The 23515-nt window shown below is 73.0% G+C and carries 23 protein-coding genes and 1 pseudogene; 9 read left to right on the top strand and 15 right to left on the bottom strand.

Features of this window, described 5'->3' with window-relative positions:
• Positions 1 to 35: 35 nt before the first annotated feature.
• From FHP29_RS15170 to FHP29_RS15130, 9 genes are all read left to right on the top strand, one after another.
• Positions 36 to 1535 carry a molybdopterin-dependent oxidoreductase gene (locus tag FHP29_RS15170; RefSeq protein WP_139623684.1) on the top strand — a complete coding sequence of 500 codons (1500 nt, stop codon included), beginning with the start codon at positions 36 to 38 and terminating at the stop codon, positions 1533 to 1535.
• Between the two features lie 96 nt (positions 1536 to 1631).
• Positions 1632 to 2303: a fasciclin domain-containing protein gene (locus FHP29_RS15165; protein WP_139623683.1), complete on the top strand. Its 672-nt coding sequence runs from the start codon at positions 1632 to 1634 to the stop codon at positions 2301 to 2303.
• Positions 2304 to 2349: 46 nt separating this feature from the next.
• Entirely contained in the window at positions 2350 to 2958 is a 609-nt protein-coding gene (gene sigK / locus FHP29_RS15160; protein ID WP_139623682.1) for an ECF RNA polymerase sigma factor SigK, read from the top strand.
• Positions 2955 to 3737, top strand: coding sequence for an anti-sigma factor (locus tag FHP29_RS15155; protein ID WP_139623681.1), 783 nt, complete (start codon positions 2955 to 2957; stop codon positions 3735 to 3737). Before sigK ends, FHP29_RS15155 begins: the two co-directional genes overlap by 4 nt.
• A gap of 9 nt (positions 3738 to 3746) precedes the next feature.
• Complete coding sequence (locus tag FHP29_RS15150) at positions 3747 to 5888, top strand: FAD-dependent oxidoreductase (RefSeq protein WP_139623680.1); 2142 nt, start codon at positions 3747 to 3749, stop codon at positions 5886 to 5888.
• Positions 5885 to 7165, top strand: coding sequence for a class I SAM-dependent methyltransferase (locus FHP29_RS15145; RefSeq protein ID WP_139623679.1), 1281 nt, complete (start codon positions 5885 to 5887; stop codon positions 7163 to 7165). The genes FHP29_RS15150 and FHP29_RS15145 overlap by 4 nt, the downstream gene beginning before the upstream one ends.
• Entirely contained in the window at positions 7162 to 8397 is a 1236-nt protein-coding gene (locus tag FHP29_RS15140) for an SAM-dependent methyltransferase (protein WP_139623678.1), read from the top strand. The genes FHP29_RS15145 and FHP29_RS15140 overlap by 4 nt, the downstream gene beginning before the upstream one ends.
• Positions 8394 to 9200 (top strand): DUF1295 domain-containing protein, encoded by an 807-nt coding sequence (locus FHP29_RS15135; protein ID WP_139623677.1) that lies wholly within the window; start codon positions 8394 to 8396, stop codon positions 9198 to 9200. The genes FHP29_RS15140 and FHP29_RS15135 overlap by 4 nt, the downstream gene beginning before the upstream one ends.
• A gap of 17 nt (positions 9201 to 9217) precedes the next feature.
• Positions 9218 to 9976: a tyrosine-protein phosphatase gene (locus FHP29_RS15130; protein WP_139623676.1), complete on the top strand. Its 759-nt coding sequence runs from the start codon at positions 9218 to 9220 to the stop codon at positions 9974 to 9976.
• A 115-nt stretch (positions 9977 to 10091) separates the two neighbouring features.
• On the opposite strand, the gene FHP29_RS15125 is transcribed toward FHP29_RS15130, so the two are convergent.
• The 15 genes and pseudogenes from FHP29_RS15125 to FHP29_RS22815 form a co-directional block, all read right to left on the bottom strand.
• Positions 10092 to 10967 carry an EamA family transporter gene (locus tag FHP29_RS15125; protein ID WP_139623675.1) on the bottom strand — a complete coding sequence of 292 codons (876 nt, stop codon included), beginning with the start codon at positions 10965 to 10967 and terminating at the stop codon, positions 10092 to 10094.
• A 22-nt stretch (positions 10968 to 10989) separates the two neighbouring features.
• Complete coding sequence (locus tag FHP29_RS15120) at positions 10990 to 11610, bottom strand: MBL fold metallo-hydrolase (protein WP_139623674.1); 621 nt, start codon at positions 11608 to 11610, stop codon at positions 10990 to 10992.
• On the bottom strand, positions 11607 to 12710 hold the full coding sequence (locus FHP29_RS15115) for an S-(hydroxymethyl)mycothiol dehydrogenase (RefSeq protein ID WP_139623673.1): 1104 nt from the start codon (positions 12708 to 12710) through the stop codon (positions 11607 to 11609). The genes FHP29_RS15120 and FHP29_RS15115 overlap by 4 nt, the downstream gene beginning before the upstream one ends.
• A 102-nt stretch (positions 12711 to 12812) precedes the next feature.
• Positions 12813 to 12893 (bottom strand): annotated as a pseudogene (locus tag FHP29_RS23285) (2Fe-2S iron-sulfur cluster-binding protein); the annotation flags it as partial.
• 43 nt (positions 12894 to 12936) lie between these two features.
• On the bottom strand, positions 12937 to 13599 hold the full coding sequence (locus tag FHP29_RS22255; protein ID WP_205014146.1) for a type IV toxin-antitoxin system AbiEi family antitoxin domain-containing protein: 663 nt from the start codon (positions 13597 to 13599) through the stop codon (positions 12937 to 12939).
• 89 nt (positions 13600 to 13688) lie between these two features.
• Positions 13689 to 14138: a hypothetical protein gene (locus FHP29_RS15100; RefSeq protein WP_139623672.1), complete on the bottom strand. Its 450-nt coding sequence runs from the start codon at positions 14136 to 14138 to the stop codon at positions 13689 to 13691.
• A gap of 46 nt (positions 14139 to 14184) precedes the next feature.
• A complete protein-coding gene (locus FHP29_RS15095; protein WP_205014144.1) occupies positions 14185 to 15960 on the bottom strand; it encodes an alpha/beta hydrolase in 1776 nt (591 codons plus the stop codon).
• On the bottom strand, positions 15957 to 16265 hold the full coding sequence (locus FHP29_RS15090) for a hypothetical protein (RefSeq protein ID WP_139623670.1): 309 nt from the start codon (positions 16263 to 16265) through the stop codon (positions 15957 to 15959). The genes FHP29_RS15095 and FHP29_RS15090 overlap by 4 nt, the downstream gene beginning before the upstream one ends.
• Positions 16262 to 16795 (bottom strand): hypothetical protein, encoded by a 534-nt coding sequence (locus FHP29_RS15085; RefSeq protein WP_139623669.1) that lies wholly within the window; start codon positions 16793 to 16795, stop codon positions 16262 to 16264. Before FHP29_RS15085 ends, FHP29_RS15090 begins: the two co-directional genes overlap by 4 nt.
• A gap of 75 nt (positions 16796 to 16870) precedes the next feature.
• Complete coding sequence (locus tag FHP29_RS15080; protein ID WP_240044521.1) at positions 16871 to 17989, bottom strand: YihY/virulence factor BrkB family protein; 1119 nt, start codon at positions 17987 to 17989, stop codon at positions 16871 to 16873.
• 41 nt (positions 17990 to 18030) lie between these two features.
• Positions 18031 to 18951, bottom strand: coding sequence for an AEC family transporter (locus FHP29_RS15075; protein ID WP_139623668.1), 921 nt, complete (start codon positions 18949 to 18951; stop codon positions 18031 to 18033).
• 74 nt (positions 18952 to 19025) lie between these two features.
• On the bottom strand, positions 19026 to 19508 hold the full coding sequence (locus FHP29_RS15070) for a hypothetical protein (protein WP_139623667.1): 483 nt from the start codon (positions 19506 to 19508) through the stop codon (positions 19026 to 19028).
• Positions 19509 to 19687: 179 nt separating this feature from the next.
• A complete protein-coding gene (locus FHP29_RS15065; protein WP_240044520.1) occupies positions 19688 to 20866 on the bottom strand; it encodes an acyl-CoA dehydrogenase family protein in 1179 nt (392 codons plus the stop codon).
• Positions 20863 to 22848 (bottom strand): acetyl/propionyl/methylcrotonyl-CoA carboxylase subunit alpha, encoded by a 1986-nt coding sequence (locus tag FHP29_RS15060; RefSeq protein ID WP_139623666.1) that lies wholly within the window; start codon positions 22846 to 22848, stop codon positions 20863 to 20865. The genes FHP29_RS15065 and FHP29_RS15060 overlap by 4 nt, the downstream gene beginning before the upstream one ends.
• On the bottom strand, positions 22845 to 23515 hold a 671-nt coding region (locus tag FHP29_RS22815), incomplete at its 5' end, for a carboxyl transferase domain-containing protein (protein WP_275669448.1). The genes FHP29_RS22815 and FHP29_RS15060, both read right to left, overlap by 4 nt.

Below are 23515 nucleotides of genomic sequence, written 5' to 3'. Positions count from 1 at the left end.
CCATCCCGGACCGGGGTCCGCGACGAACCCCTCCCATGAGAAGACTCCTCTGGGCCGGGTACGGCGTCCTGGCGACCCTCGTCGGCATCGGCCTCGCCCACCTGGCGGCCGCGCTCACCGACCCCGCCGCATCGCCGGTGCTCGCGGTGGGCTCGACGGTCATCGACCTGACACCGACGCCGGTGAAGGAGTGGGCGATCCGGACCTTCGGCAGTGCCGACAAGGCGATCCTGGTCGGATCGGTGCTCGCGGGGGTGCTCGCCCTGGCGGCACTGGCCGGGGTGCTCGCCCGGCGCCGGTTCGTCCTCGGGGCCGGGCTGCTGGTCGCGCTGGTCGGGGTCGCCGCCGTCGCCGTGCTGACCCGGCCGGCTGCCGACCCGCTGGACCTGCTTCCCTCGGTGGTGGCGGCACTCGCCGCCCCGGCCGCGCTGCGGCTGCTGGCTCGCACCCACGCCCACGCGGCCACGAGCGACGGCGGTCGCCGTACGGTCCTGCTGACGGTCACCGCGCTCGCCGCGATGGCGGCGGTGGGCGGCGCGGCCGGCCGCCTCGTGTCCGGCCTGCGCGCCCGGCCCGAGGACGTCGCCCTGCCGGCGCCGGCCGATCCCGCACCCCCGCTGCCGCGCGGCCTCGACGACCAGGTCCCGGGCATCACCCGGTTCCGTACGCCGAACGCGGACTTCTACCGGGTCGACACCCGGCTCGACGTCCCCGTCATCAGCGCCGACGACTGGACGCTGACCGTCGACGGCGACGTGGACCGGAAGGTCACGCTGAGCTTCGATGACCTGCTCGCGATGCCGATGGTCGAGCGCGACATCACGCTGACCTGCGTGTCCAACAGCGTCGGAGGCCCGTACGTCGGCGGCGCCCGCTGGCTGGGCGTGCGGCTCACCGACGTGCTGGACCTGGCCGGGATCGGGTCGACGAAGGCCGACCAGATCCTGTCGACGGACTTCGCCGGGATGACGATCAGCACGCCCCTGGCGCTGGCCACCGACGGCCGCGACGCGCTGGTCGCCGTCGGCATGAATGGCAAGGCCCTGCCCCGCGAGCACGGCTTCCCCGTGCGTCTGGTGATCCCCGGGCTCTACGGGTTCATCAGCGCCACCAAGTGGCTGCGCCGCCTCACCCTGACGACGTACGACGACCGGCAGGCCTACTGGACCGAGCGCGGCTGGGCGACGGACGCGCCGATCAAGATCAGCGCCCGCATCGACACCCCGAAGGCACTGGCCGACCTCGACGCCGGGGACGTCGTGGTCGGGGGCGTCGCCTGGGCCCAGGAGCGCGGCGGCGTCGCCGGCGTCCAGGTCCGCGTCGACGGCGGGCCGTGGGTGGACGCGCAGCTCGGCCCGGACGGCGGCGACGACTACTGGCGCCAGTGGTTCCACCGCTGGTCCGCCGAACCCGGCTCGCACCGGATCGCGGTCCGCGCGGTCGCCGGGAACGGCGAGCCGCAGACCGCCGCGCGCGCCGAGCCGTTCCCCGACGGGGCGTCCGGGCTGCACGAGCTCATCGTTCGCGTGTCCTGAGTCACCACCAACCGGGACCCATCCGGATCCGGCACCGCACCGAATCACCTACACAAGGCACCACCGCACCGATCACCCTCCACGGAAGGCATCACCATGAAGCTCCAGAAGTTCCGCCGCGTCACCGGCGCCAGCGTCGCCGTGCTCGCGATGTCCGTCTCCCTCGCCGCCTGCGGCGACGACGGCGACAAGGAGGGCACCGCCTCCGGCAGCAGCGACGACACCTCGTCGTCCGAGACGATGGCCGACGAGGGCGCGGGCGCCCAGACCTTCGGCCCCGGCTGCACGGCCATCCCGACCTCGGGCGCCGGATCCTTCGACGGCATGGTCAAGGACCCGGTCGCCACCGCCGCGAGCAACAACCCGCTGCTCAGCACCCTCGTCACCGCCGTCACGAGCATCGACGGCCTGGCCGACACCCTCAACGGCGGCGAGGCGCTCACCGTCTTCGCGCCGTACAACGACGCGTTCGCCGCGATCCCGGAGGACCAGCTCAACGGCCTGGTCACGGAGGGCAAGGAGAAGGGCCAGGACAGCGCGCTCTACAAGATCCTCGCCCACCACGTCCTCGGCGAGAACGACGCTCCCGACGCCGTCACCGGCGACAAGGAGACCCTCGCGGGCGACAAGCTGACCATCGAGGGCGACGCGGAGAGCGGCATGACCGTCAGCGACGGCACCGTCACCGCCACCGTCCTGTGCGGCAACATCCCGACCGCCAACGCGACCGTCTACGTCATCGACAAGGTGCTGACCGGGGTCAAGTGACCCCACGGCTCTTCCCGCACACCAGCTGACCCGGAAGGATCACACCATGGATCCGGTCCCCGGCGACCCGGCCGGCGCCCCCTCCACGGGGGCGCCGGCCGGCGGTCACGGCCCCGACCTGGGCGCACTGCTGCGGCAGTCCGCCCGCGGCGACAGCGCCGCCTTCGCCACGCTGTACGACGCCACGGCGGCCCGCGTCCACGGCCTCGCGCTGCGCGTGGTGCGCGACCGGGCGCAGGCCGAGGAGGTCACCCAGGAGGTGTTCCTCGAGGTGTGGCGCCAGGCGAGCCGGTACGACGCCGCCCGCGGCAGCGCCCTGGCCTGGCTGATGACCATCACCCACCGCAAGGCGGTCGACCGGGTCCGCAGCGCGGAGGCCGCGAGCAGGCGCGACGCGACCTGGGAGCAGCGCAACCAGGGCGTCGAGCACGACACGACCGCCGAGGCCGCCCACGCCTCGCTCGAGGCGCACCGCGTGCGCGCGGCCCTCGGTCAGCTCACCGACGTCCAGCGCGAGGCGATCGAGCTGGCGTACTTCGGCGGCTACACCCACACCGAGGTGGCCACCCTCCTCGACCTGCCGGTCGGGACAGCGAAGACCAGGATCCGCGACGGCCTCATCCGGCTGCGCGACACGATCGGAGTAGGACGATGACCGATCACGACCAGACGCCCGGCTGGGACGTGCACGCGCTCTCCGGCGCGTACGCCGTGGACGCGCTCGACGACGTGGAGCGGGCGCGCTTCGAGGCCCACCTGGCCCACTGCGCCGAGTGCCGCGACGAGGTGGACGGGCTGCGCGAGGCCGCGGCCGTGCTCGGGAGCGCCGAGCCGGTCGAGCCGCCGGCTGCCCTCCGGGACCGGGTCCTCGAGGAGATCACCCAGATCCGGCCGCTGCCGCCGCAGAGCACGCCCGCGCCTGGGGGGGCGCCGGTGGAGCTCGCCGCGGCCCGGCGTCGGCTCCGACCGCTCCGGTCGGGGCGGACCGGCCACCTCCTGCTGGTGGCCGCGGTCCTCGTCCTGGTGGCCGCAGCAGGGGGACTCCTGCTGCGGCCCTGGGCCGACGACAACCCCCGCACGCCGGACCTGACCGCTGCCGAGCGAGTGCTCGCCGCCGCCGATGCCGCCTCGGTCGACAAGAGGTTCCCGGACGGTTCGACCGCCACCATCGTGATCTCGCGCAGCGAGGGCCGCGCCGTCATCCGCACGACGGACATGGCGCCTGCTCCGGACGGCCGGGTCTACGAGCTGTGGCTGCAGACCCCCGCCGGCGAGCTGGAGCCGGCCGGCCTCATGCCCGACGTGCGCGACGCGACCGTGCTGCTCGACGGGGACGCCTCGCGGGCGACCGGCGTCGGGATCACCGTCGAGCCCGACGGCGGTTCGGACCAGCCCACCAGCCAGCCCATCGCCTTCTTCACCCTGGACTCCTAGGGACCAGCCATGACCACGACTCCACGGCGGATCGCCGTGGTGGGCTCCGGCGTTGCCGGACTCACCGCTGCCTACCTCGCCTCCCGCCCCGCTGCCGGCGCCCAGGTGACCCTGCTCGAGGCCGACGACCGGCTCGGCGGGCACGCCGACACCCACACCGTGACCGACCCGACCGGCCGGGAGCTGCGCATCGACAGCGGGTTCATCGTCCACAACCGGCGCACCTACCCGGTGCTGACCGGGATCCTCGACGAGCTCGGCGTGCCGACCCAGGAGTCGGAGATGTCGATGTCGACCAGCGACGAGGTCACCGGCCTGGAGTGGGCCGGTGCGCTCGGGCGGCGTGGCTTGTTCCCCGCGGGCGCGGGCAACCACCGCAACCCGGCGTACCTGCGGATGCTGGTCGAGGTGCCGCGCTTCCACCGGGCCGCGCGGCGTCTCCTGGATGCCGGCACCGACGACCTCACCACCCTGGCCGCGTTCCTCGACCACCACGGCTTCTCGCCGTACTTCCGCCGGCACTTCATGGAGCCCCTCGTCGCGGCCGTGTGGTCCTGTGACCCGGACACGGCCCTGGACTACCCGGCGGCGTACCTGTTCGCCTTCCTCCAGCACCACGGCATGCTCGCGGTCTTCGGCTCCCCGCCGTGGCGCACGGTGACCGGCGGCTCGGCCACGTACGTGTCCGCCGTCGCCGCGGCGCTCGAGGCGTCGGGCGGCCGGATCCGCACCTCGACCCCGGTGCTCGCGATCGAGGAGACCGTCGGCGGCGTCGCGGTCACCACGCCCGGAGGACGGGAGACGTACGACGCCGTGGTGGTCGCCACCCATCCCGACCAGGCGCTCGGGGTGCTCGCGGCGCCGACCCGGGAGCAGAAGGAGGTGCTCGACGCGATCCCGTACTCGAGCAACACCGCCCTGCTGCACACCGACACCCGGCTGCTCCCGCGTGCTCGCGACGCCTGGGCGTCGTGGAACTTCCGCCGGCCCCGGGTCGCCCAGGAGCGGGTGCAGGTCACCTACGACCTGACCCGGCTGCAACGCCTCGCGACCGACACCCGCTACCTGGTGACCCTCGGCGGCGAGGACGCCGTCGACCCCGCCCTGGTGCTCGTCCGGCGCGACTACGCCCACCCGCTCTACACGCCGGAGTCCGTCGCAGCCCAGGCCCGGCTGAAGGACATCGACACGGACCGGATCGTGTTCGCCGGCGCGTACCACGGCTGGGGCTTCCACGAGGACGGCGCTCGCTCGGGCCAGCGGGCGGTCGAGCGGCTGCTGAGCCCGTCGAGTGGCCCACGGCCGAGGAACGAGGTCGTGGGCGTATCGAGACGCGGTGAGGCGTCTCGATACGCCGCCTCCGCTCGTTCCTCGCTCCGGCGGCTACTCGACGAACAACGACCAGCCGGCTACTCGACGAGCTCGGCGGCGACGACGTACGCCACGACACTGGTGCACCGCCGCCGCGAGCCGCTGCGCAACGCCTTCACCCACCGCTCCCACCTGACGGTGGTCGACCTCGACCGGGTCGCTGCCGACGGCACCGTCCAGGGTGCGCCGGGCCGGTTCCTGGGGCGCGACCACTTCGCCGGCGACACCAGCTCCGTGCGCGAGGGCCTGGACCGGTTCCTGGCCGCGCACGGCCTCGACCTGCGGGGCGGCCGCGCCCTGACGGCCACGCAACCGCGGGCCTTCGGGCACTGCTTCAACCCGATCACGGTCCACTGGTGCTGGGCCGCGGGCACGGAGGCCGGCCGCCCCGCAGCCACCGTCGTCGAGGTGCACAACACCTACGGCGACCGGCACGCCTACCTGCTCGACCCCGAGCGCACGGCACCGGACGGCAGGTTCGTCGTGGACAAGGCCATGTACGTCTCGCCCTTCCACGGCACCGACGGTCGCTACGAGGTGCTCGCCCCACCACCCGATCCGCTCACCGGCCGGCTCCAGCTCGGTGTCCGGCTGGTCACCGAGGACGGTGCCCGCTTCGACGCGACGCTGACCGGCACCCCGACGGCGCCGCCCCGGCTGCCCCTGGCCGGCCTGCGGGGCGCGGCCCTGATCCGCGCGCACGGGATCGCGCTCTGGGCCCGCCGCCTCCCCGTCCAGCCCCGTCCGCTCCACCACTCCCCCGAAGGAGGGCTCCGATGACGCTCACGGCCTCCCCCACCACCGCCTGGCCCGGTCTCGCACCGGTCCCCGAGGGCGGGCTGTCCGCCCGGATCGCGGAGCGGCTGTTCCGCTCGGACGTCGCTCGCCGTCACGTCACGGTGCGGCTGCACCGGCCGGACGGCACGGTGGAGCAGCTCGGGCTCGGCGGCCCGGCGGTCGTCGTGCACCGGCCCGCGGAGCTCTTCGCCCGCATCGGCCGCGACAAGCTGATCGGCTTCGGCGAGGCCTACCTGTCCGGCGCCTGGGCCGAGGACGGCGTCCCCGGCGACGGCGTCCTGGGCGACTTCCTGACCGTCCTCGCGGCCGACATGGCGGACCTGGTCCCGCGCAGCCTGCAGCGGCTGCGTGCGGTCGTGTCGCCCCGGCTCCCGCGCAGCCATCGCGGCACCCGCGAGAACACGCAGGCGAACGTGGCCCACCACTACGACCTGTCCAACGACCTCTTCGCGTCCTTCCTCGACCCGACGCTGTCCTATTCCAGCGCGCTGTTCGAGGACCTGGACACGGCGCTGTCCGAGGACTTCGCCGCTGCCCAGTGGCGCAAGATCGACCGCCTGCTCGACCGGGCCGGCGTCGGACCGGGCACCCGGCTGCTGGAGGTCGGCACCGGTTGGGGCGAGCTCGCGATCCGCGCGGCCGCCCGCGGCGCGACCGTCCGCTCGATCACGCTCTCCGTCGAGCAGCAGGCGCTGGCACGCGAGCGGATCGCGGCCGCCGGACACGCCGACCGGGTGAGCGTCGACCTGTGCGACTACCGGGCACTGCTCGACGAACCGGCCGGGGCGTACGACGCCGTGGTCTCCGTCGAGATGATCGAGGCCGTGGGTCGGGAGTTCTGGACGACGTACTTTCGCACGCTCGACCATGCTCTCGCCCCCGGCGGGAAGGTCGCGCTACAGGCGATCACGCTGCCCCACGACCGCATGCTCGCGACCGGGTCGACGCACACTCTCATCACCAAGTACATCTTCCCCGGCGGCGCGCTGCCGTCGGTCCGGGCGATCGACCAGGTGACGGGCAGGCACACGAGCCTGCGGATCACCGACGACCTCGCCATGGGACGGCACTATGCGCCGACCCTGCAGCGCTGGGACCGCGCCTTCCTCGCCGCGCACGAGCGAGTGGCAGACCTCGGGTTCGACCCGACCTTCGTGCGGATGTGGCACTTCTACCTGGAGTACTGCCGTGCCGGCTTCGCCGCCGACTACATCGACGTGCACCAGCTGGTGCTGGCCCGTCCGGAGGAGGAGCGATGAGCACCACGGTCGCGACCGACCTCGAGCAGGCCATCCGCCCGTTCGTCGGCGGCGACCTCCCGGTGCGCCTGGTCGCCTGGGACGGTACGACGGCCGGCCCGGTCGACGCGCCGGTCGTGGAGCTGCGCTCCCCCGACGCGCTGCGCCGGCTGCTCTGGCACCCCGGCGAGCTCGGGGTCGCACAGGCCTACGTGACCGGCGAGCTCGACGTGCCCGGTGACCTGGACACGGCGCTGACCCACGCCTTCACGGTCGCGTCCGACCGGTCGTTGCCGCGGAGGCCGTCGCTGCGGGCGCTCGTCGGAGCGGTGCGGGCCGCCGTCGGCCTCGACCTGCTCGGCCGGCCGCCGGCGGCACCGGCCACCCAGGCCCGGGTCCGCGGCCGGCTGCACAGCAAGGACCGCGACCGGCGGGCGATCAGCCACCACTACGACACCACCGTCGACTTCTACTCACTGGTCCTCGACGAGCGGACCATGGCGTACTCCTGCGGCTACCACTCCTCGCCCGACCAGCCGCTGGCCGACGCGCAGGAGGCCAAGCTCGACCTGGTCTGCCGCAAGCTCGGCCTGGAGGAGGGGATGCGGCTGCTCGATGTGGGGTGCGGCTGGGGCTCGCTGTCGCTGCACGCCGCCGAGCACTTCGGTGCCCGCGTCGTGGGCGTGACGATCTCGGCGGAGCAGCGGCGGTTCGCGGAGGCGGCGGCCCGGCGGCGGGGCGTGGCGGACCGGGTCGAGATCCGGCTGTGCGACTACCGCGACGCCGTGCCGCTGCCGGGCGCCGAGTTCGACGCGGTCGCGTCACTGGAGATGGGCGAGCACGTCGGCGAGCGGAACTACCCGACGTACGCACGGGTGCTCCGCGACTCGGTGCGCCCCGGCGGGAACGTGCTGGTGCAGCAGATGTCGCGCGGCACGAACCACCCCGGCGGCGGACCGTTCATCGAGTCCTTCATCGCACCGGACATGCACATGCGGCCGGTCGGCGCGACGATCGGCCTGCTCGAGGACGCCGGCCTGGAGCTGCGCGGCGTGGAGGCGTTGCGCGAGCACTACGTGCTCACCGTCGCGGGCTGGCTGGCGCGGTTCGAGGAGAACCTCGACGCGATCACCGCTCTGGTCGGCGAGGAGCTGGTCCGGGTCTGGCGGCTCTACCTCGTCGGCGGCTCGATGGCGTTCCGCGACGGGCGGATGGGCGTCGACCAGCTGCTGCTGCGCAGGCCTGCCGCATGACGGTCCTCGCCAGCATCGGGTGGTCCGTGGCTGCCGCGGCGGTCGTCATGGGGGTGACCGCGCTGGTCGCCCGCCGCCAGGGCCGCGTGGCCGTCGTCGACGTGGCCTGGGGGGCCGCGTTCGCCGGGGCCGCGCTGGTGTGTGGGGCCGGCGCGGTCCTGGCGGACGCGGGTGCGTCGTGGCGGACCGGCGTCCTGGTGGCGCTCGTGGTCCTCTGGGGCGGGCGCCTGTCCTGGCACATCGGTCGCCGCACCGCGCAGCACCGCGGCGAGGACCCCCGCTACGAGAAGCTGCTCGGCGGCACCCTCGCCGAGGTCGGCATGGCCCGCGCCGTGCGGAAGGTGTTCGCGCTGCAGGGTGCGATCGTCCCGGTCATCGCGCTGCCGGTCTCGGTCGGGGTGGTGCTCTCCGTGCGCTGGTGGCCGGTCGTCGTGGTGGGCGCCGCGGTGTGGGCCGTCGGGCTGTTCTTCGAGGCGGTGGGCGACGCCCAGCTGGCGTCGTACCGCTCCCGGCCGCGCGACCAGCGCCCGCCGGTCCTCGACACCGGGCTGTGGGCGTGGACGCGGCACCCGAACTACTTCGGCGACGCCTGCGTGTGGTGGGGCCTGTGGCTCGCGGGAGGTCTCGCCTCCGGCTGGGTCGCCGGCCTGGCCACGGTGATCGCGCCGCTCGCGATGACCTGGTTCCTCAGCGAGGCGACCGGCGCGAAGCTGATCGAGCAGACGATGATGCAGCGGCCCGGCTACCCGGCGTACGCCGCCCGGACCTCGCGTTTCCTCCCGCGGCCGCCTCGTCAGGGATGAGGCCCTAGGGTCGTTCCGTGACTCAGGACCAGGAGTACCTGCGGCTGGCGTCGGCCGACAACTTCCGCGACGTGGCCGGCACCGGCTACGCGACCCGCGACGGCGGCAAGGTCCGCACCGGCGTGTTCTACCGCTCGAACGACCTGCGCCTGACCGGCGACGACTTCGAGGCGCTGCAGGCGATCGGGCTGACCGCGGTCATCGACCTGCGCTCCCCCACGGAGATCGCGGTGCACCCCGACCCGGAGGTCCCCGGCGCCGAGAACCTGCACTTCGACGCCATCGGCATCCCCATCGAGCGGCTCTCCAGCCTCACCAGCCGCGCCGAGGCGGTGGCGCTGATGGACGAGGTCTACCGCGGCTTCGTCGTCGAGCAGCACTGCCGCACCGCGTTCGGCGGCGTGCTCCGCCAGCTCGCCGCCGGCGGCCCCCAGCTCTTCCACTGCTCGCAGGGCAAGGACCGCACCGGCTGGGTCGCCGCCCTGCTGCTCCACATCGCCGGCGTCGACGACCCGACGATCGAGAGCGACTACCTGCTCACCAACGCCCGCAGCGCCGCTTCACGGGCGCGGGTGGAGGCCGAGATCGAGAAGCACGGCGGCCCCGACCTGGTCGCCGTCTACGAGCCGACGCTGATCGTGGACGTGGAGTACCTCGACGCGGCGTGGGCGGCCGTCGAGGAGCTGTACGGCGACCGGTCGGCGTACCTGCGCGACGGGTTGGGCCTCGACGACGCCACGCTGGTCCGGTTGCGCGAGCTGCTCCGGGACTCCTGATCCCGCGCGGGTCCCCCGCAGTAACACGCCGTCCACCCGACTACCTGTCGCCTTTCAGCACGCCTTCGGCGTGTCGTGCGGCGTGTCGCTACGTGGACGGCGTGTTACAGCACGGCTAGGCCCCGAGCGGGTCCAGCGGCGCGTCCTTCGCGGGCTCGCGGGTGCCGGTGCGTTGCGCGGCCGCGCCGGCGACGACGACCAGCACGATCCCGACGACCTGGACCGCGGTCGGCAGCTGGCCCAGCACGATCGCGCCCAGGAGGACGCCGAACGCCGGCTCCAGCGCCATCAGCGTGCCGAACGCGGCGGGGCTCATCCGGCGCAGCGCCAGCAGCTCGAGGGTCAGCGGCAGCACCGGCATCAGCACCGCCAGCCCCAGGGCGGCGGCCAGGACGCCGGGCGTGAGCCTGCCCCCGGCCTGCGGGAGCCCGACGACCGTCGCGAGCACGGCAGCGATCGGCACCGTGATCGACAGCGTGCCGAGGCCGTGGAACCGGTCGCCGACGTGCTGGGTGAGCACGATGTACGTCGCCCACGCGACGCCCGCGCCGATGGCGAGGACCACGCCCACGACGTCCACGTGACCGTGCCACGGCTCGGTGAGCAGGACGACGCCGACCAGGGCGAGGGCCGGCCAGGCCAGTGCCTGCCGACTGTGGCTGCGCACGGCGGCGACGGTCAGCGGTCCGAGGAACTCGATGGCGACCGCGGTGCCGAGGGGGATCCGGTCGATCGCGGCGAGCAGGCCCACGGTCATCAGGCCGGTCGCCAGGCCGAGGCCCAGCAGGACCGGGACGTCCTGTCGTCGTACCAACCGCAGCGGCGGCCGGGCCAGCACCAGCAGGAGCAGCGCCCCCATGCACAGCCGCAGCCAGGCGGTGCCGCCCGACCCGACCCGGTCGATCAGCGACACCGCCAGCGAGGAGCTGAGCTGGACCGAGAACATCGCGGCGACGGTGATCGCCCACGGTGGGACCCGGTCCGTGCTCATCCTCGCCACGCTCGGTCCCGGCTCAGCCCAGGAGCTCCCGCTCCGCCGCGATGGTGGTGTCCTCCCCGTGCCCGGTGTGCACGACCGTGTCGCCGGGCAGGTCGAACAGCCGCGCCCGGATCGAGGCCTCGAGGGTGGGCCGGTCGCTGTAGGAGCGTCCGGTCGCGCCGGGACCGCCGTGGAAGAGCGTGTCGCCGGTGAACACACAGCCCAGCTCGGGGCTGTAGAGGCAGACCGCGCCCGGGGCATGGCCCGGCGTGTGCAGCACCTGCAGTGTCGTATCGCCGACCTCGAGGGTCTGACCGTCGGCGAGGTCGACGTCCCACAGGTACTGGGTGTGGGTGAGCTCCCACAGCGGCTTGTCGTCGGGGTGCAGCAGGATCGGCGCGACGACCTTCTCCCGGAGCTCCGGGGCGACCCGGACGTGGTCGTCATGGGCGTGGGTGCACACGATCGCCTTCACCCGGCGCTCCCCCACGACGGCGAGGATGTCGTCGACCGAGTGGGGTGCGTCGATCACGATGCACTCGGTGTCGTCGCCGACGACCCAGACGTTGTTGTCGACCTCGAAGGTCTCCCCGTCCAGGGAGAACGTGCCGGAGGTGACGGCGTGGTCGACCCGAGCCGTCGATGCAGCGGTCACAGGATCACGACCGAGCGCAGCACGTCGCCGTCATGCATCTTGTCGAACGCCGCCTCGATGTCGTCGATCCCGATCTCCTCGGTCACGAACGCGTCCAGGTCGAGACGACCCTGCTGGTACAGGTCGACCAGCATCGGGAAGTCCCGGCTCGGCAGGCAGTCGCCGTACCAGCTGGACTTCAGCGCACCACCGCGACCGAACACGTCGATCAACGGCAGGTCCGGGACCTTCATGTCCGGCGTCGGCACGCCGACCAGGACCACCGTGCCGGCCAGGTCGCGGGCGTAGAACGCCTGCTTCCACGTCTCCGGGCGTCCCACGGCCTCGACCACGACGTCGGCGCCGTCGGCGCCCTCGTAGGTCTCCGCGCAGATCCGCTTGATCTCCTCCACCGGATCCACCGCCGAGGAGTCGACGGTGTGGGTCGCGCCCATCTCCTTCGCCTTGGCGAGCTTCTTCGCGTCGATGTCGACCGCGATGATCGGCGACGCACCGGCCAGCGCGGCTCCCGCGATCGCGGCCACCCCGACACCACCGCAACCGATGACCGCGATCGACCGCCCGCGGCCCACCTGACCGGTGTTGATCGCCGCACCGATGCCCGCCATCACACCGCAACCCAGCAGCCCGACCGCGGCCGGACGCGCGGACGCGTCGACCTTGGTGCACTGCCCGGCCGCCACGAGCGTCTTCTCCGCGAACGCCCCGATGCCCAACGCCGGGGACAGCTCCGTGCCGTCCTCCAGCGTCATCTTCTGGGTCGCGTTGTGCGTGGCGAAGCAGTAGTGCAGGTCGCCACGCTTGCACGCGCGGCACTCACCGCACACCGCGCGCCAGTTCAGCACCACGAAGTCACCCGGAGCGACCGAGGTGACGTCCGGCCCGACGGCCTCGACGACGCCGGAGGCCTCGTGACCCAGCAGGAACGGGAAGTCGTCGTTGATGCCGCCCTCGCGGTAGTGCAGGTCGGTGTGGCACACCCCGCAGGACAACACCTTCACCACCGCCTCGCCCGGACCGGGGTCGGGGACGTTGATCGTCACGACCTCCACCGGCGCGCCCTTGGCCTTGGCGACGACCGCCTTCACCTGCTGACTCATGGGTTCCCTCTTCCTCACAGATCCAGGACGATCCGCGCGCCGCGGCATCGCGACACACAGGGCATCGTCTCGCCGCTCTCGCGCTCCTCGTCGCTGAGGACGTGGTCGCGATGGTCCGGCTCGCCTTTCCAGGACGACCGTCTCACACGTGCCGCAGACGCCCTCCTGGCAGGAGCCCAGCATCCGGATCCCGGGCACGCAACGGCGCGGATCGGACGAGCTGTGCTCATCCGACCCCCGCCGTTCCGCCCTCCTGCGCTGGAGCGCAGTCCGGGCACGTGGTCGGCTGCCGCCAGCGTGGGCGCCGTCCACCGTGCACGACGTCGCGCAGCATCCGGCGACCGTCCGCGCCGACGGCCGGCACCTGCCGCAGACCGCGCGGCAGTCCGTGGGGACGCTCGACCTTGACGAGATAGGCATGCTCCAGGACCGAGCACGTGCCGGCCGCGACATCGGCAAGGACCGCGAGGATCAGGTCGCGCCTGGTCAGCCGGGACATCGCGCGAGCGCGGGCGAGCTGGACCGCCTCCCCGAACCGTCGCGTGCTGCGGATCCGCACCCCGGCCAGCGGGGCAGGGTGCCGCCCGTGTCCGACCAGGACCTCGATCGGCTCGGTGTCGTCGTGCTGTCGGCGCCCCGGGCCCTCGTGCGCCCGGACGGCCGACCACCCGCCGAGCGCGGCGGGCCAGCAGGCGAGCACCGCCGCCCAGGCACGCTGCCGCCAGGTCGGCGGGCCGGTGTGGTTCACGTAGACGCCGGGGTGGAGCTGCACCCACTCCCGGCGCCGGAGCATCCGCGCCACGTCGACCCGCGTCCAGCCGCACGCGAGCGCCTGTCTGCGGGCGATCACGCCGTCCTGGCGCTCGAGCACCTCGTCGATCTCGTCCATGAGCACGGCGCTGCCCGCTCGATCGGCCGATGACACGTCGTGCTGCCGCGCCTGTGGAGATGAGCGCGTTCCCACGGCATCGGCCGGGGTCAGCCGGGTGGGGTGAGGTCGACGCGGCGGTCGTCGTCGAGGAAGCCGCCGTCCTCGACCCGGATGCAGTCGCCGCTGGTGAGGGAGAACCCGAGCAGCCGTTCGCCGTGCTTGGCCTGCGAGAGGCCGAGCCGGAGGTCGTCGCGGCCGAGGTTCGCCCACGGGCGGGTGCCGTCGACGCCCTCGGTCACGACGCTCCAGCCGTCGGCGAGCAGCGCCTCCCGCGCGGCGGCGAACTGGGCCGCTGCCTCCGCCGGCGTCCCGGCGACGGCGCCGCCGGTGCGGTAGGTGACCCCGGGCGCCGGCTCCGACTGGCAGAACTCGGCGACGCCGCCCGCACGGGTCACGTCGAGCCCGGCACCGCCGAGCAGGTCGATGACCGCGCGGGTCTGCGCGACCACCTCGTCCTGCAGGGTGGCCAGCTCCTCGGCGCTCTTCCGGTCGTCCACGCCGCACCCTCCCAGGACAAGTACGACGGCCGCCAGGGCCGCCCCGCTACGGAACATCATCCGCCCTGGTGTCCGAGCGACCGGGGACGTCGGTGGTCGGCTCCCGCGACCACTCGGGGTCCACGGATCCCCAGTACCAGGGGTCGTAGCTGTGCGCGGCCGCGTTGACCTCGTCGCCGTGGCCGTCGACGATCTTGCCGAGGTTGTAGAGCGACTCCGAGTCGTGGTCGTAGTAGCGGCTGTGGTCGTCCGTGTTGACGACAGACGACCTATCGACCGACTCGGCCTCGAAGCGCTGGGCGCCGAAGTCCTCCGAGGACGGGTCGACGCCGAGCCCGCCCGGGTTGTGGTACGCGCCCTCGTCGCCGAACAACGTCACGAAGTCGCGGCTGTTGCGGCCGTCGTAGACGTGGTCGGCCCCGACGCTGAAGTCCGCGGCGGTGTCGGCAGGGCCCGCGCCGGGGCTCCCGATGAGGACGACGTCGTCGGCCGCGAGGTCGTGGTCGGTGGCGGCGTACGACGTCGCGGTCGAGCCGTAGCTGTGGCCGATCACGGTCAGGTGGGCCGGGTCGTCGGAGCGGGAGGCGCGCAGACCCTCGACCGCGTCGGCGAGGCGCTGACCTCCGTCCGCGGCCCGGTCGGGGGTGTAGGTGGCCGGGTCGAGCGGACTCTCCGGCGTGTCGTAGCCGAGCCAGAACAGGGTCGCGACGGACGACCCGTCGCCGTTGTAGCGGGCCGACTCGTAGAGGCGGATGGCCTCGTCCGTGTTGCCTCCCACGCCGCTCATCTCGGTCATGATGCCGGGCACCTGCACCGAGACGTCGGTCGCGGTGTCGAGGTCGCCGACCCCCACCGCGACCCGCCCGTCGCCCCCGAAGGCGGCCGGGTCGTAGAGCCACAGCGTGCCGCCCGGCCTCTCCCCGTCGGTCGGGTCGACGTACCCGTCGGCCTTCGTCAGCGCCTTCCGGGCTGCCTCGGCGTTCGCCAGCACCCTGCGCTCGGCGGTGGAGAGGGTGCCGTCCTCCTCCTTGGCGCGCAGTCGCGCGAGGTCGTCGTCGAGCAGCACCCGGTTGGCCTGGTCGCGCGTGGCGGCCGGCAGGCCGTCGGCGGACCCGATGATGCCGGGATAGGCGGCGATGACCGCCTCCCGCTCGGCGTCGCTGAGCTGCTCCCACCACTCCCGCACCTGCGCTGGAGTGGCACCGGAGCCGGGCGCACCCGGCTCCTGCATCGCGGTGCGCGCGGTCTCGCCGATGCCACCGTCGCCGGAGAGTCCCTCGGTGAGGGTGTCGGCCGCCTCGAACGCCTGGCGCAGCAGGTCCTCGTTCTCCCCCACCCGGCGCTGCAGCGTGTCGTGGTCGGCCACCAGCACGCCGTAGTCCGCGCCCAGGTCGGTGGCGCGCTGCTGCAGCGCTGCGATCATCTCGGGCGTGGCCTCGGCGGCCGCCTCGATGTCGGCGATCAGGGTGGTCCGGCGCTCGTCGAGCCCCGCCTTGCGCTCGACGAGTGTGTCGTGGGTGCCGGTCAGGTCGCGCAGCGTGTCGGCGTACGACGTCACGGCCCGCCCGACGCGACGGACCGTGCCGGCCATCGCGGAGTGCTCGGGGGCCGCCTTGCGGGACGCGGCGACATAGGCGTCGTAGGCGACGCCCCACCACGTGTTGCGGAGATCGCGCAGACGGGTCGCCTCCTCGCCGAACTCCTCGTAGCGGGCGGCAGCCGTGGAGAGGACCTCGGCCAGGGTGTCGCACTGCGCGGCGTCGCCGGGCGGCTTCGGCAGGGATGCCGGTCGTGAGGCGGGGACCTCGATGGTCACCGTCACCGCTCGGACCCCAGCCGGCCGTCGAGCTGGGCGTAGCGCTGGTCGACGGTGTCGTCGGAGTTGCGGTAGTCGTCGGCCGCGGCGCTCAGCGCGTCCACGAAGCCCTGCGCGATGAGAGCGCTCTCGCCCGCGAAGCCGGACCAACGCTCCAGGAAGAGCGCCCCGGCGGGCTGGGCGCTCGGCGGCAGCCCGGCGATGCTCGCCGCGCTCAGCTCCTGCTGCGAGCCGGTCATCAGCTCGGACAGCTGCTGCCAGTCCGTCACGGACCGGAGCAGACGGGTGTATTCCAGGCCCATCACGCTCATGGCGCACCCTCCAGCAGGTACCACCCGGAGCGGACGGTCAGGAAGAACCGCCCGGTCGCGGGGACCAGCACCAGGTCGAGCTCCTCGCGGCCGTGGCGGGCCGGGCGGCCGGCGAGCACCCGCGGCATGCCGTCGGGCGGTGCGAGCACCCGCCAGCCCTCGTCGCGCAGCGTCGCCGCCGCGCGGTCGAGGACGCCGGAGGCGGACACCGGGTCCATGCCGAGCCGGGTCCAGGTGGCCTCGTGGCGGGCCAGGTCCGGCGCCGAGCCGCTGGTCCACCGGTCCCGCCACTCGTCGGGCTCGGTCTCGCCGACCAGCCGGTCCCACAGCTCGGCGACCCGGGCCGCGCACTCCGCCGTCGCATGCTCGGCACTGGTTCCGGGGATCGGCCCGGGGATCGGCTCCGCCGGCCCGATCGCCTCGGCCGGCAGCAGCACCAGGTCGACGTCGGAGTGCCGCCGTCGGACGACCGACCAGAACGGGTCGGCTGCCACCCGGGCCGTCGCTTCGGGTCCGCCGTGGAAGGCCATGCCCCTCCCTTCCCGAGCCCGCTTCGGGCGAAACCGGTCAGGCCGTGCCCGGACCGGGCCTCGGCTCGGCTCCGCTCAGACGGAGGGAGGCAGGTTGACCGGCTGGGTCGGCTCGTGGGCCGCCTCGGGTCGCGGCGGCCGGCCGGGGACGTGCTGCTTGAGGACCTTCTCCGTCCTGGGGTCGAGCACGATCTCGTGGGAGTCGCCGTCCCGGCCGTCGAAGCGGACGGCGACGGTCTCGAACCCCTTGTGCCGCTGCATCTGCGCATACATCGCGTAGGCCCGGCGGTCGGCGTCGGTGAGGTCGACCGAGTCGGTGAACGGGGTGAGCAGCGCGCGCGGCCACAGCCGGCGGGCCAGGACGACGTTGACCTCGATCCCGAGGACGCCCATGACCGCGCCGATGTAGAGCAGGCCCATCAGGCCGAGGACCACGCCGAACGTCGCCGTCATGCTGTTGCGCTCCGCGCTGGCGATGACGTTGGTGACGTAGATGGTCCCGATCCACTGCAGGAACTGCCAGAGCACCGCGATCGTGAAGCCGCCGGGTGCGGCGGCGATGCCGCGGTCCCGGATCGCGCGCGCTGCCGCCATCCGCAGCAGCACGGTCATCGCGGACCCGAGGATCGCGATGGTCAGCAGGCGCACCAGCCAGTGGAACCAGCCGTGCCGGGACAGGGCGCCGACGAGATTGGTCTCGGTGAGCACGGCCGAGCCGACCGAGATCCCGAAGATGACGGTGCCGGCGACGAGCAGCAGGAACAGGCTGTTGACCCGGGTCATCACCGGGTGCGGCCGGCTGTTGCGCGGCACCGCCCACGCCGCGGACTGCACGTTCTGCAGCGCCAGGCCGAGCCCGAGCGCGCCGTACAGCGCCGTCAGCGAGCCGACGATGATGCCGCCGGTCGACCCCTGGAGTCCCTCCGGCCGGCCGAGCGCGTCGCCGATGATCGGGAACTGCCCGAGCGCCGAGTCGAGGACCTGCTCCTGGAGCTCGGGACGGCCGTCGAGGATGAAGCCGAGGATCGAGGTGCCGAGCAGCATCAGCGGGAAGATCGAGAGGAACGCGTAGAACGTCAGGATCGCGGCGAGGTAGTTGCCCTGGTCGTCGAAGAACTTGTAGATCACCGCGATCGGGAAGCCGACAGCGGAGCGCTCCCGCTGCGCCCGGTCGACGTCTCCCACAACTCCCACACGCGCAACCTATGACATCGGGGGTCGCGGTTCGGGGAGGGTCAGGCCAGGAGTGCGGAGATGAGGATCGCCACCGGGGCCGAGGCCATCGTCGAGACGAAGATGGCGTCGCGGGCCAGCAGGATCCCGCGGTCGTAGCGCATGGCGACGACGAACACGTTCTGGGCCGTCGGCAGCGCGGAGAGCAGGGTGACCGCGAAGAGCTCCGGACCGTCGAGGCCGACTCCGAACCGCCCGACGACGTACGCCGCCGCGGGCTGGACGACCATCTTGAGCGAGGTGACCGTGGCCAGCGCGCGCGGCGTGACCCCGCGACCGGGCAGCGGCCCGAGACGCAGCGCGACGCCGTACGCGAGGAGCATGGCGGGCACCGCCATCCCGCCGACCAGCTCCAGCGGCGCATGGACGACCTGCGGCAGGTCGGTGTCCGTGCCGGCGAGCAGCAGCCCGGCGAACGAGGCGATGGTGAGCGGGTTGGTGACCGGCCGGGAGGCGATCTTGAGGACCGAGGGCCGCTCCGAGCTGGTGACCACGTCGAGCACCGTGAGGGCGAGCGGCTGGAGCACGAGCAGCTGCATGAGCAGTGCGGGGACGACGAGCGCCGCGTCGCCGAGCGCGTAGGCGGCGATCGGGATGCCGAGGTTGCCGGCGTTGACGTAGGCCGAGCACAGCATGGCGATCACCGACGTGCCCGCGTCCAGGCGCCGAAGGCGGGCGAGCGCCACCATCACCCCGGCGCTCACCACGACCCCGGCCGCCGTGGCCACCAGGGGTCCGGACAGCACCCGCGACGGGTCGGTGTCCTCGAGCACCGTGACCAGGAGCGCGGGGCTGGCCAGATAGAACGAGGCCAGCGACAGGCTGCGCTGGCCGCGGGCGTCGACGATGCCGCGGTCGGCCAGGAGCGCGCCGAGGGCGATGACGATCGCGATCGTCGTGAAGCCCTCCAGCACACCGCCCACGGGTCGATCCCACCACCCACCGCCGCGGCGGCGGGATCAGGGGTGGAGCGGCGCCGCTCCGGTGATCACGACCCTCAGGCGCCGATCCTCTGTCGCGCAGTCGTGAGATGGAGCTCGGCGAGCGTCTCGAGCTGTCGCTCGGAGCGGGCGACGAGATCGTCGAACAGCGCGGGGTCGAGGCGCGGATCGTCGTCGGCGACGGTCCGCATCACCTGCCACCCGCTGCGCTTGCCGAAGACCGCGATCCGCAGCGCCTCGATCTCGAGCAGGTCGGTGAGCGGCGAGCGGGTGAGGATCCGCCCGTTGGGCTTGAACCGGCCCAGCTCCGCGCCCACCCTCGCGGCGGCCGCGCCGATCGTGCTCGGGCTCGTCCCCACGTCGTGCATCACCCGGCGCATGGTCTCCCGCTCCTGGGCGACCTCGTCGGCGAGCCGGCCCAGCGCCTCGGCGACCGCGGGGATGCCGTGGGTCCGCGCGACCCGGCGGAACAGCGACACCCCCGCCGTCGATCCGACCCAGTGATGCTGCAGATAGCCGTGGAGAACCTCGTCGCCCATTCCCCCGGCGTACCCGTTGCGCAACGGGACAGACCCTTCGCTGCCGGGGTCGCGGGGGCTGGGGCGGGGGTAGCGGTTTCACCACGGGATGTAGGCGAGTCGGAGGCTCTGTAGCGGAACTCCGCTACAGATGCGACGGTTCGCCTACATCCCGTGGTGAAACCGCCCCCCCAGGAGCCTCAGTAGGACTTCGGCAGCCCCAGCGAGTGCATCGCGACGAAGTTGAGGATCATCTCCCGGCTGACGGGGGCGATCCGGCCGAGGCGGGCGGCGACGAGCATGTTGCCGAGGCCGTACTCCTGGGTCAGGCCGTTGCCGCCGTGGGTGTGGACGGCGACGTCGGTGGCGTTGCAGGCGACCTCGCCGCCGGCGTACTTGGCCATGTTGGCGTACTCCCCGGCGGTGAAGTCGTCGCCGGCGTCGTAGAGCGCGGCCGCCTTCTGCCACAGCAGGCGGGCCTGCTCGAGCTCGATCTTGACCTTGGCCAGCGGGTGGGCGATGCCCTGGTGGGCGCCGATGGGCTGGTCCTTCCAGACCGAGCGCTCCTTGGCGTACTCGACCGCCTTGTCGAGCGCGTAGCGCGCCATGCCGCACGAGAACGCGCCGCCCATGATCCGCTCCGGGTTGAGGCCCGCGAAGAGCTGCCACAGGCCGCCGTCCTCGTCGCCGACCAGGGCGTCGGCGGGAACGCGGACGTCGTCGAGGAAGAGGGTGAACTGCTTCTCGGGCGCCTGCCACGACATCGGGATCGGCTGGCGGGTGAAGCCCTCGGCGTCGGTGGGTACGACGAACAGGGCCGGCTTGAGCTTGCCGGTCTTGGCGTCCTCGGTGCGGGAGACGATGAGCACCGACTGCGCCTCGTCCACGCCGGAGATGAAGGTCTTCTGGCCCTTGAGCACCCACTGGTCGCCGTCGCGGGTCGCGGTGGTGGTGATCTGGTGGGAGTTGGACCCGGCGTCGGCCTCGGTGATGCCGAAGGCCATCAGGTGGGTGCCGTCGGCGATGCCGGGCAGCCAGCGCTGCTTCTGCTCCTCGGTGCCGCAGCGGCTGATGATCGAGCCGCAGATGGCGGGCGAGACGACCATCATCAGCAGCGGCGCGCCGGCGGCGGCCGACTCCTCCAGGACGGCGGCCAGGTCGGCCATCCCGCCCCCGCCACCGCCGTACTGCTCGGCGATGTTGACGCCCAGGAAGCCGTTGCGGCCCATCTCGAGCCACATCTCGGTCATCTTGCCGCCCTCGCGGGCCTGCTTCTCGACGTACTCGCGGCCGTACTTGCCGGCGAGCTTCTTGACCGCCTCGCGCAGCGCGACCCGCTCGTCGGGCTCGGTGAACATGGTCCCCTGTGTCGCAGTCATGCGGTTTCTCCCTCGGTGGGTTCGACGACGGCGAGCACCGCGCCCGCCTCGACCTGCTGACCCGCGCTCGCGGACAGCTCGGTGACGGTGCCCGCGTAGGGCGCCGCGATGGTGTGCTGCATCTTCATGGCCTCCATCACGAGGATGGGCTGCCCTTCCTGTACGACGTCGCCGACCGCCGCGCGGACGCTGATGACGCTGCCCGGCATCGGCGCGAGCAGGGAGCCCTCCGCCACCTGCTGCGAGGGGTCCATGAAGCGCGGCTTGCGGCGCAGCGCGACGTGGCCCAGCGACGACTCGACGTCGACGCGGTCGGGGTCGGCCGGGGCGAGGAGGACCTCGAAGGCCCGGGCGACCCCGTCCACCTCGAGGGTGACGCGCTCGGGCGAGGCGGAGGTGACCACCAGGCACTCGAGGTCGGCGGAGCGGAAGCGGCGCCCGCCGTACCAGCGGACCTGGTGCTCCTCGTCGCCGACCAGGAAGGTGGTGACCTGCGGACCGGCGAGGACGTTGCGCCAACCGGCCGGGATCCGCTGCTGCACCGGCCGGGCGAGTCGGCCGCGCTCGGCGAGCGCGACCGCCGCGGCGAACGCCGAGAGGTCGAGCGTGCCCTGGCCGCCCGGGGGCGCCGAGAGGGCCGTCAGGTCGGCGGTGTCGAGCCAGGTGGTGTGCATCTCCCCGGACGTGAACACCGGGTCGCGGAGCAGGTTGACCAGCAGGTCGCGGTTGGTGACGAGCCCGTGCAGCTGTGCCTTCGCCAGGGCACCGGCGAGCTGGCGCAGGGCCTGCTCACGGGTCGGTGCGTGCACGATCACCTTGGCGATCATCGCGTCGTAGAACGTGCCGATCTCGTCCCCGGAGCCGACGCCGGAGTCGAGGCGGATGCCGTACGGGTCCGGCCCCTCGAACTCGGAGACGACACCAGGGATCGCGAAGCGCGCGATCCGGCCGCTCTGCGGCTGGTAGTCGTGCCGCGGGTCCTCGGCGTAGAGGCGGACCTCCACGGCGTGCCCGTTCGGCTGGCCGACGACGACCTCCGGGGACCGCCCCTCGGCGACCGCGATCTGCAGCGCGACGAGGTCGACGCCGTACGCCGCCTCGGTGACCGGGTGCTCCACCTGCAGGCGGGTGTTCATCTCCAGGAAGTAGAAGCGGTCCTTGGCGGGGTCGTAGAGGAACTCGACCGTGCCCGCGCCGCGGTAGTCGATCGCCTCGGCGGCCGCCTTCGCCGCCGCGTGCAGGGCCTCGCGGGTGGCCTCGGGCAGGCCGGGCGCGGGTGCCTCCTCGATGACCTTCTGGTGCCGGCGCTGGACCGAGCAGTCCCGTTCGCCGAACACGATCGTGCCCTCGCCCGATCGACCGGTGCCGAGGACCTGGACCTCGATGTGCCGCCCGCTCTCGACGTACGGCTCGACGAAGACGGTGCCGTCGCCGAAGGCCGACTCCGCCTCGGACGCCGCCTTCTCGATCTCCCCGGCCAGCGCGTCGAGCGAGCGCACGATCCGCATGCCGCGGCCACCGCCGCCGGCCGACGCCTTGACGAGGAGCGGGAGGTCCTCGGCCGTGGCCGTCTCCGGCGTGAGGTTGCCGAGCACGGGGACGCCCGCGGCCTCCATCAGCTTCTTGGACTCGATCTTCGAGCCCATCCGCTCGATGGACGACGGGTCGGGGCCGACCCAGGTGATCCCGGCCTCGGCGACCTGGCGGGCGAAGGCGGCGTTCTCCGACAGGAAGCCGTAGCCGGGGTGGATCGCGTCCGCGCCGGCCTTGCGGGCGGCCTCGATGACGAGGTCGCCGCGGAGATAGGTCTCGGCGGGCGTGTTGCCCGGCAGGCGTACGGCGGCGTCCGCCTCCCGCACGAACGGCATCGCGGCGTCCGCGTCGGAGTGGACGGCGACGGTCTCGATGCCGAGGTCGCGGCAGGTGCGGAAGACACGGCGGGCGATCTCGCCGCGGTTGGCGACGAGCAGTCTGGTGATCACAGTCGAAACACCCCGAAGTTCATGGCCCCTTCAATGGGCTGGTTGTCGATGACGGACAGGCAGATGCCCAGCACCGTCCGGGTGTCGCGCGGGTCGATGACGCCGTCGTCGTACACCATCCCGGAGAGCACGTAGGGCAGCGACTGCTCCTCGATCTGGGTCTCGACCATCTCCTTGATCGCGACGAATCCCTCGGCGTCGAAGGGCTGGCCCTTCTTCTCCGCGGACTCCCGCGCCACGATCTCCAGCACGCCGGCGAGCTGGGCCGGACCCATCACCGACGACTTCGCGGAGGGCCAGGTGAACAGGAAGCGCGGGTCGTAGGCGCGGCCGTTCATGCCGTAGTTGCCGGCGCCGTAGGAGGCGCCCATGATCACCGTCAGGTGCGGGACCTTCGAGTTGGAGACCGCGTTGATCATCATCGCGCCGTGCTTGATGATGCCGCCCTGCTCGTACTCCGCGCCGACCATGTAGCCGGTGGTGTTGTGCAGGAAGAGGAGCGGGGTGTCCTTCTGGTTGGCGAGCTGGATGAACTGCGCCGCCTTCTGCGCCTCCTCGCTCATCAGCACGCCCCGCGCGTTGGCGAGGATCCCGATCGGGTGACCGTGGAGCTTCGCCCAGCCGACGCAGAGCGCCGAGCCGTAGAGCGGCTTGAACTCGTCGAACG

Origin of the sequence: Nocardioides albidus (assembly GCF_006335005.1) — a bacterium.
In the GTDB taxonomy this organism is placed as follows: domain Bacteria; phylum Actinomycetota; class Actinomycetes; order Propionibacteriales; family Nocardioidaceae; genus Nocardioides; species Nocardioides albidus.
Note: the sequence above shows the minus strand (reverse complement) of the source record. Positions and strands in the feature narration are given on the sequence as shown.

Coding starts and splice junctions, on each gene's coding strand:
- sigK (WP_139623682.1), top strand. CDS start 2,350: ATGGATCCGGTCCCCGGCGACCCGGCCGGCGCCCCCTCCACGGGGGCG.
- FHP29_RS22255 (WP_205014146.1), bottom strand. CDS start 13,599: ATGGACGAGATCGACGAGGTGCTCGAGCGCCAGGACGGCGTGATCGCC.
- FHP29_RS15145 (WP_139623679.1), top strand. CDS start 5,885: ATGACGCTCACGGCCTCCCCCACCACCGCCTGGCCCGGTCTCGCACCG.
- FHP29_RS15165 (WP_139623683.1), top strand. CDS start 1,632: ATGAAGCTCCAGAAGTTCCGCCGCGTCACCGGCGCCAGCGTCGCCGTG.
- FHP29_RS15115 (WP_139623673.1), bottom strand. CDS start 12,710: ATGAGTCAGCAGGTGAAGGCGGTCGTCGCCAAGGCCAAGGGCGCGCCG.
- FHP29_RS15150 (WP_139623680.1), top strand. CDS start 3,747: ATGACCACGACTCCACGGCGGATCGCCGTGGTGGGCTCCGGCGTTGCC.
- FHP29_RS15090 (WP_139623670.1), bottom strand. CDS start 16,265: ATGAGCGTGATGGGCCTGGAATACACCCGTCTGCTCCGGTCCGTGACG.
- FHP29_RS15155 (WP_139623681.1), top strand. CDS start 2,955: ATGACCGATCACGACCAGACGCCCGGCTGGGACGTGCACGCGCTCTCC.
- FHP29_RS15070 (WP_139623667.1), bottom strand. CDS start 19,508: ATGGGCGACGAGGTTCTCCACGGCTATCTGCAGCATCACTGGGTCGGA.
- FHP29_RS15170 (WP_139623684.1), top strand. CDS start 36: ATGAGAAGACTCCTCTGGGCCGGGTACGGCGTCCTGGCGACCCTCGTC.
- FHP29_RS15085 (WP_139623669.1), bottom strand. CDS start 16,795: ATGGCCTTCCACGGCGGACCCGAAGCGACGGCCCGGGTGGCAGCCGAC.
- FHP29_RS15065 (WP_240044520.1), bottom strand. CDS start 20,866: ATGACTGCGACACAGGGGACCATGTTCACCGAGCCCGACGAGCGGGTC.
- FHP29_RS15135 (WP_139623677.1), top strand. CDS start 8,394: ATGACGGTCCTCGCCAGCATCGGGTGGTCCGTGGCTGCCGCGGCGGTC.
- FHP29_RS15140 (WP_139623678.1), top strand. CDS start 7,162: ATGAGCACCACGGTCGCGACCGACCTCGAGCAGGCCATCCGCCCGTTC.
- FHP29_RS15125 (WP_139623675.1), bottom strand. CDS start 10,967: ATGAGCACGGACCGGGTCCCACCGTGGGCGATCACCGTCGCCGCGATG.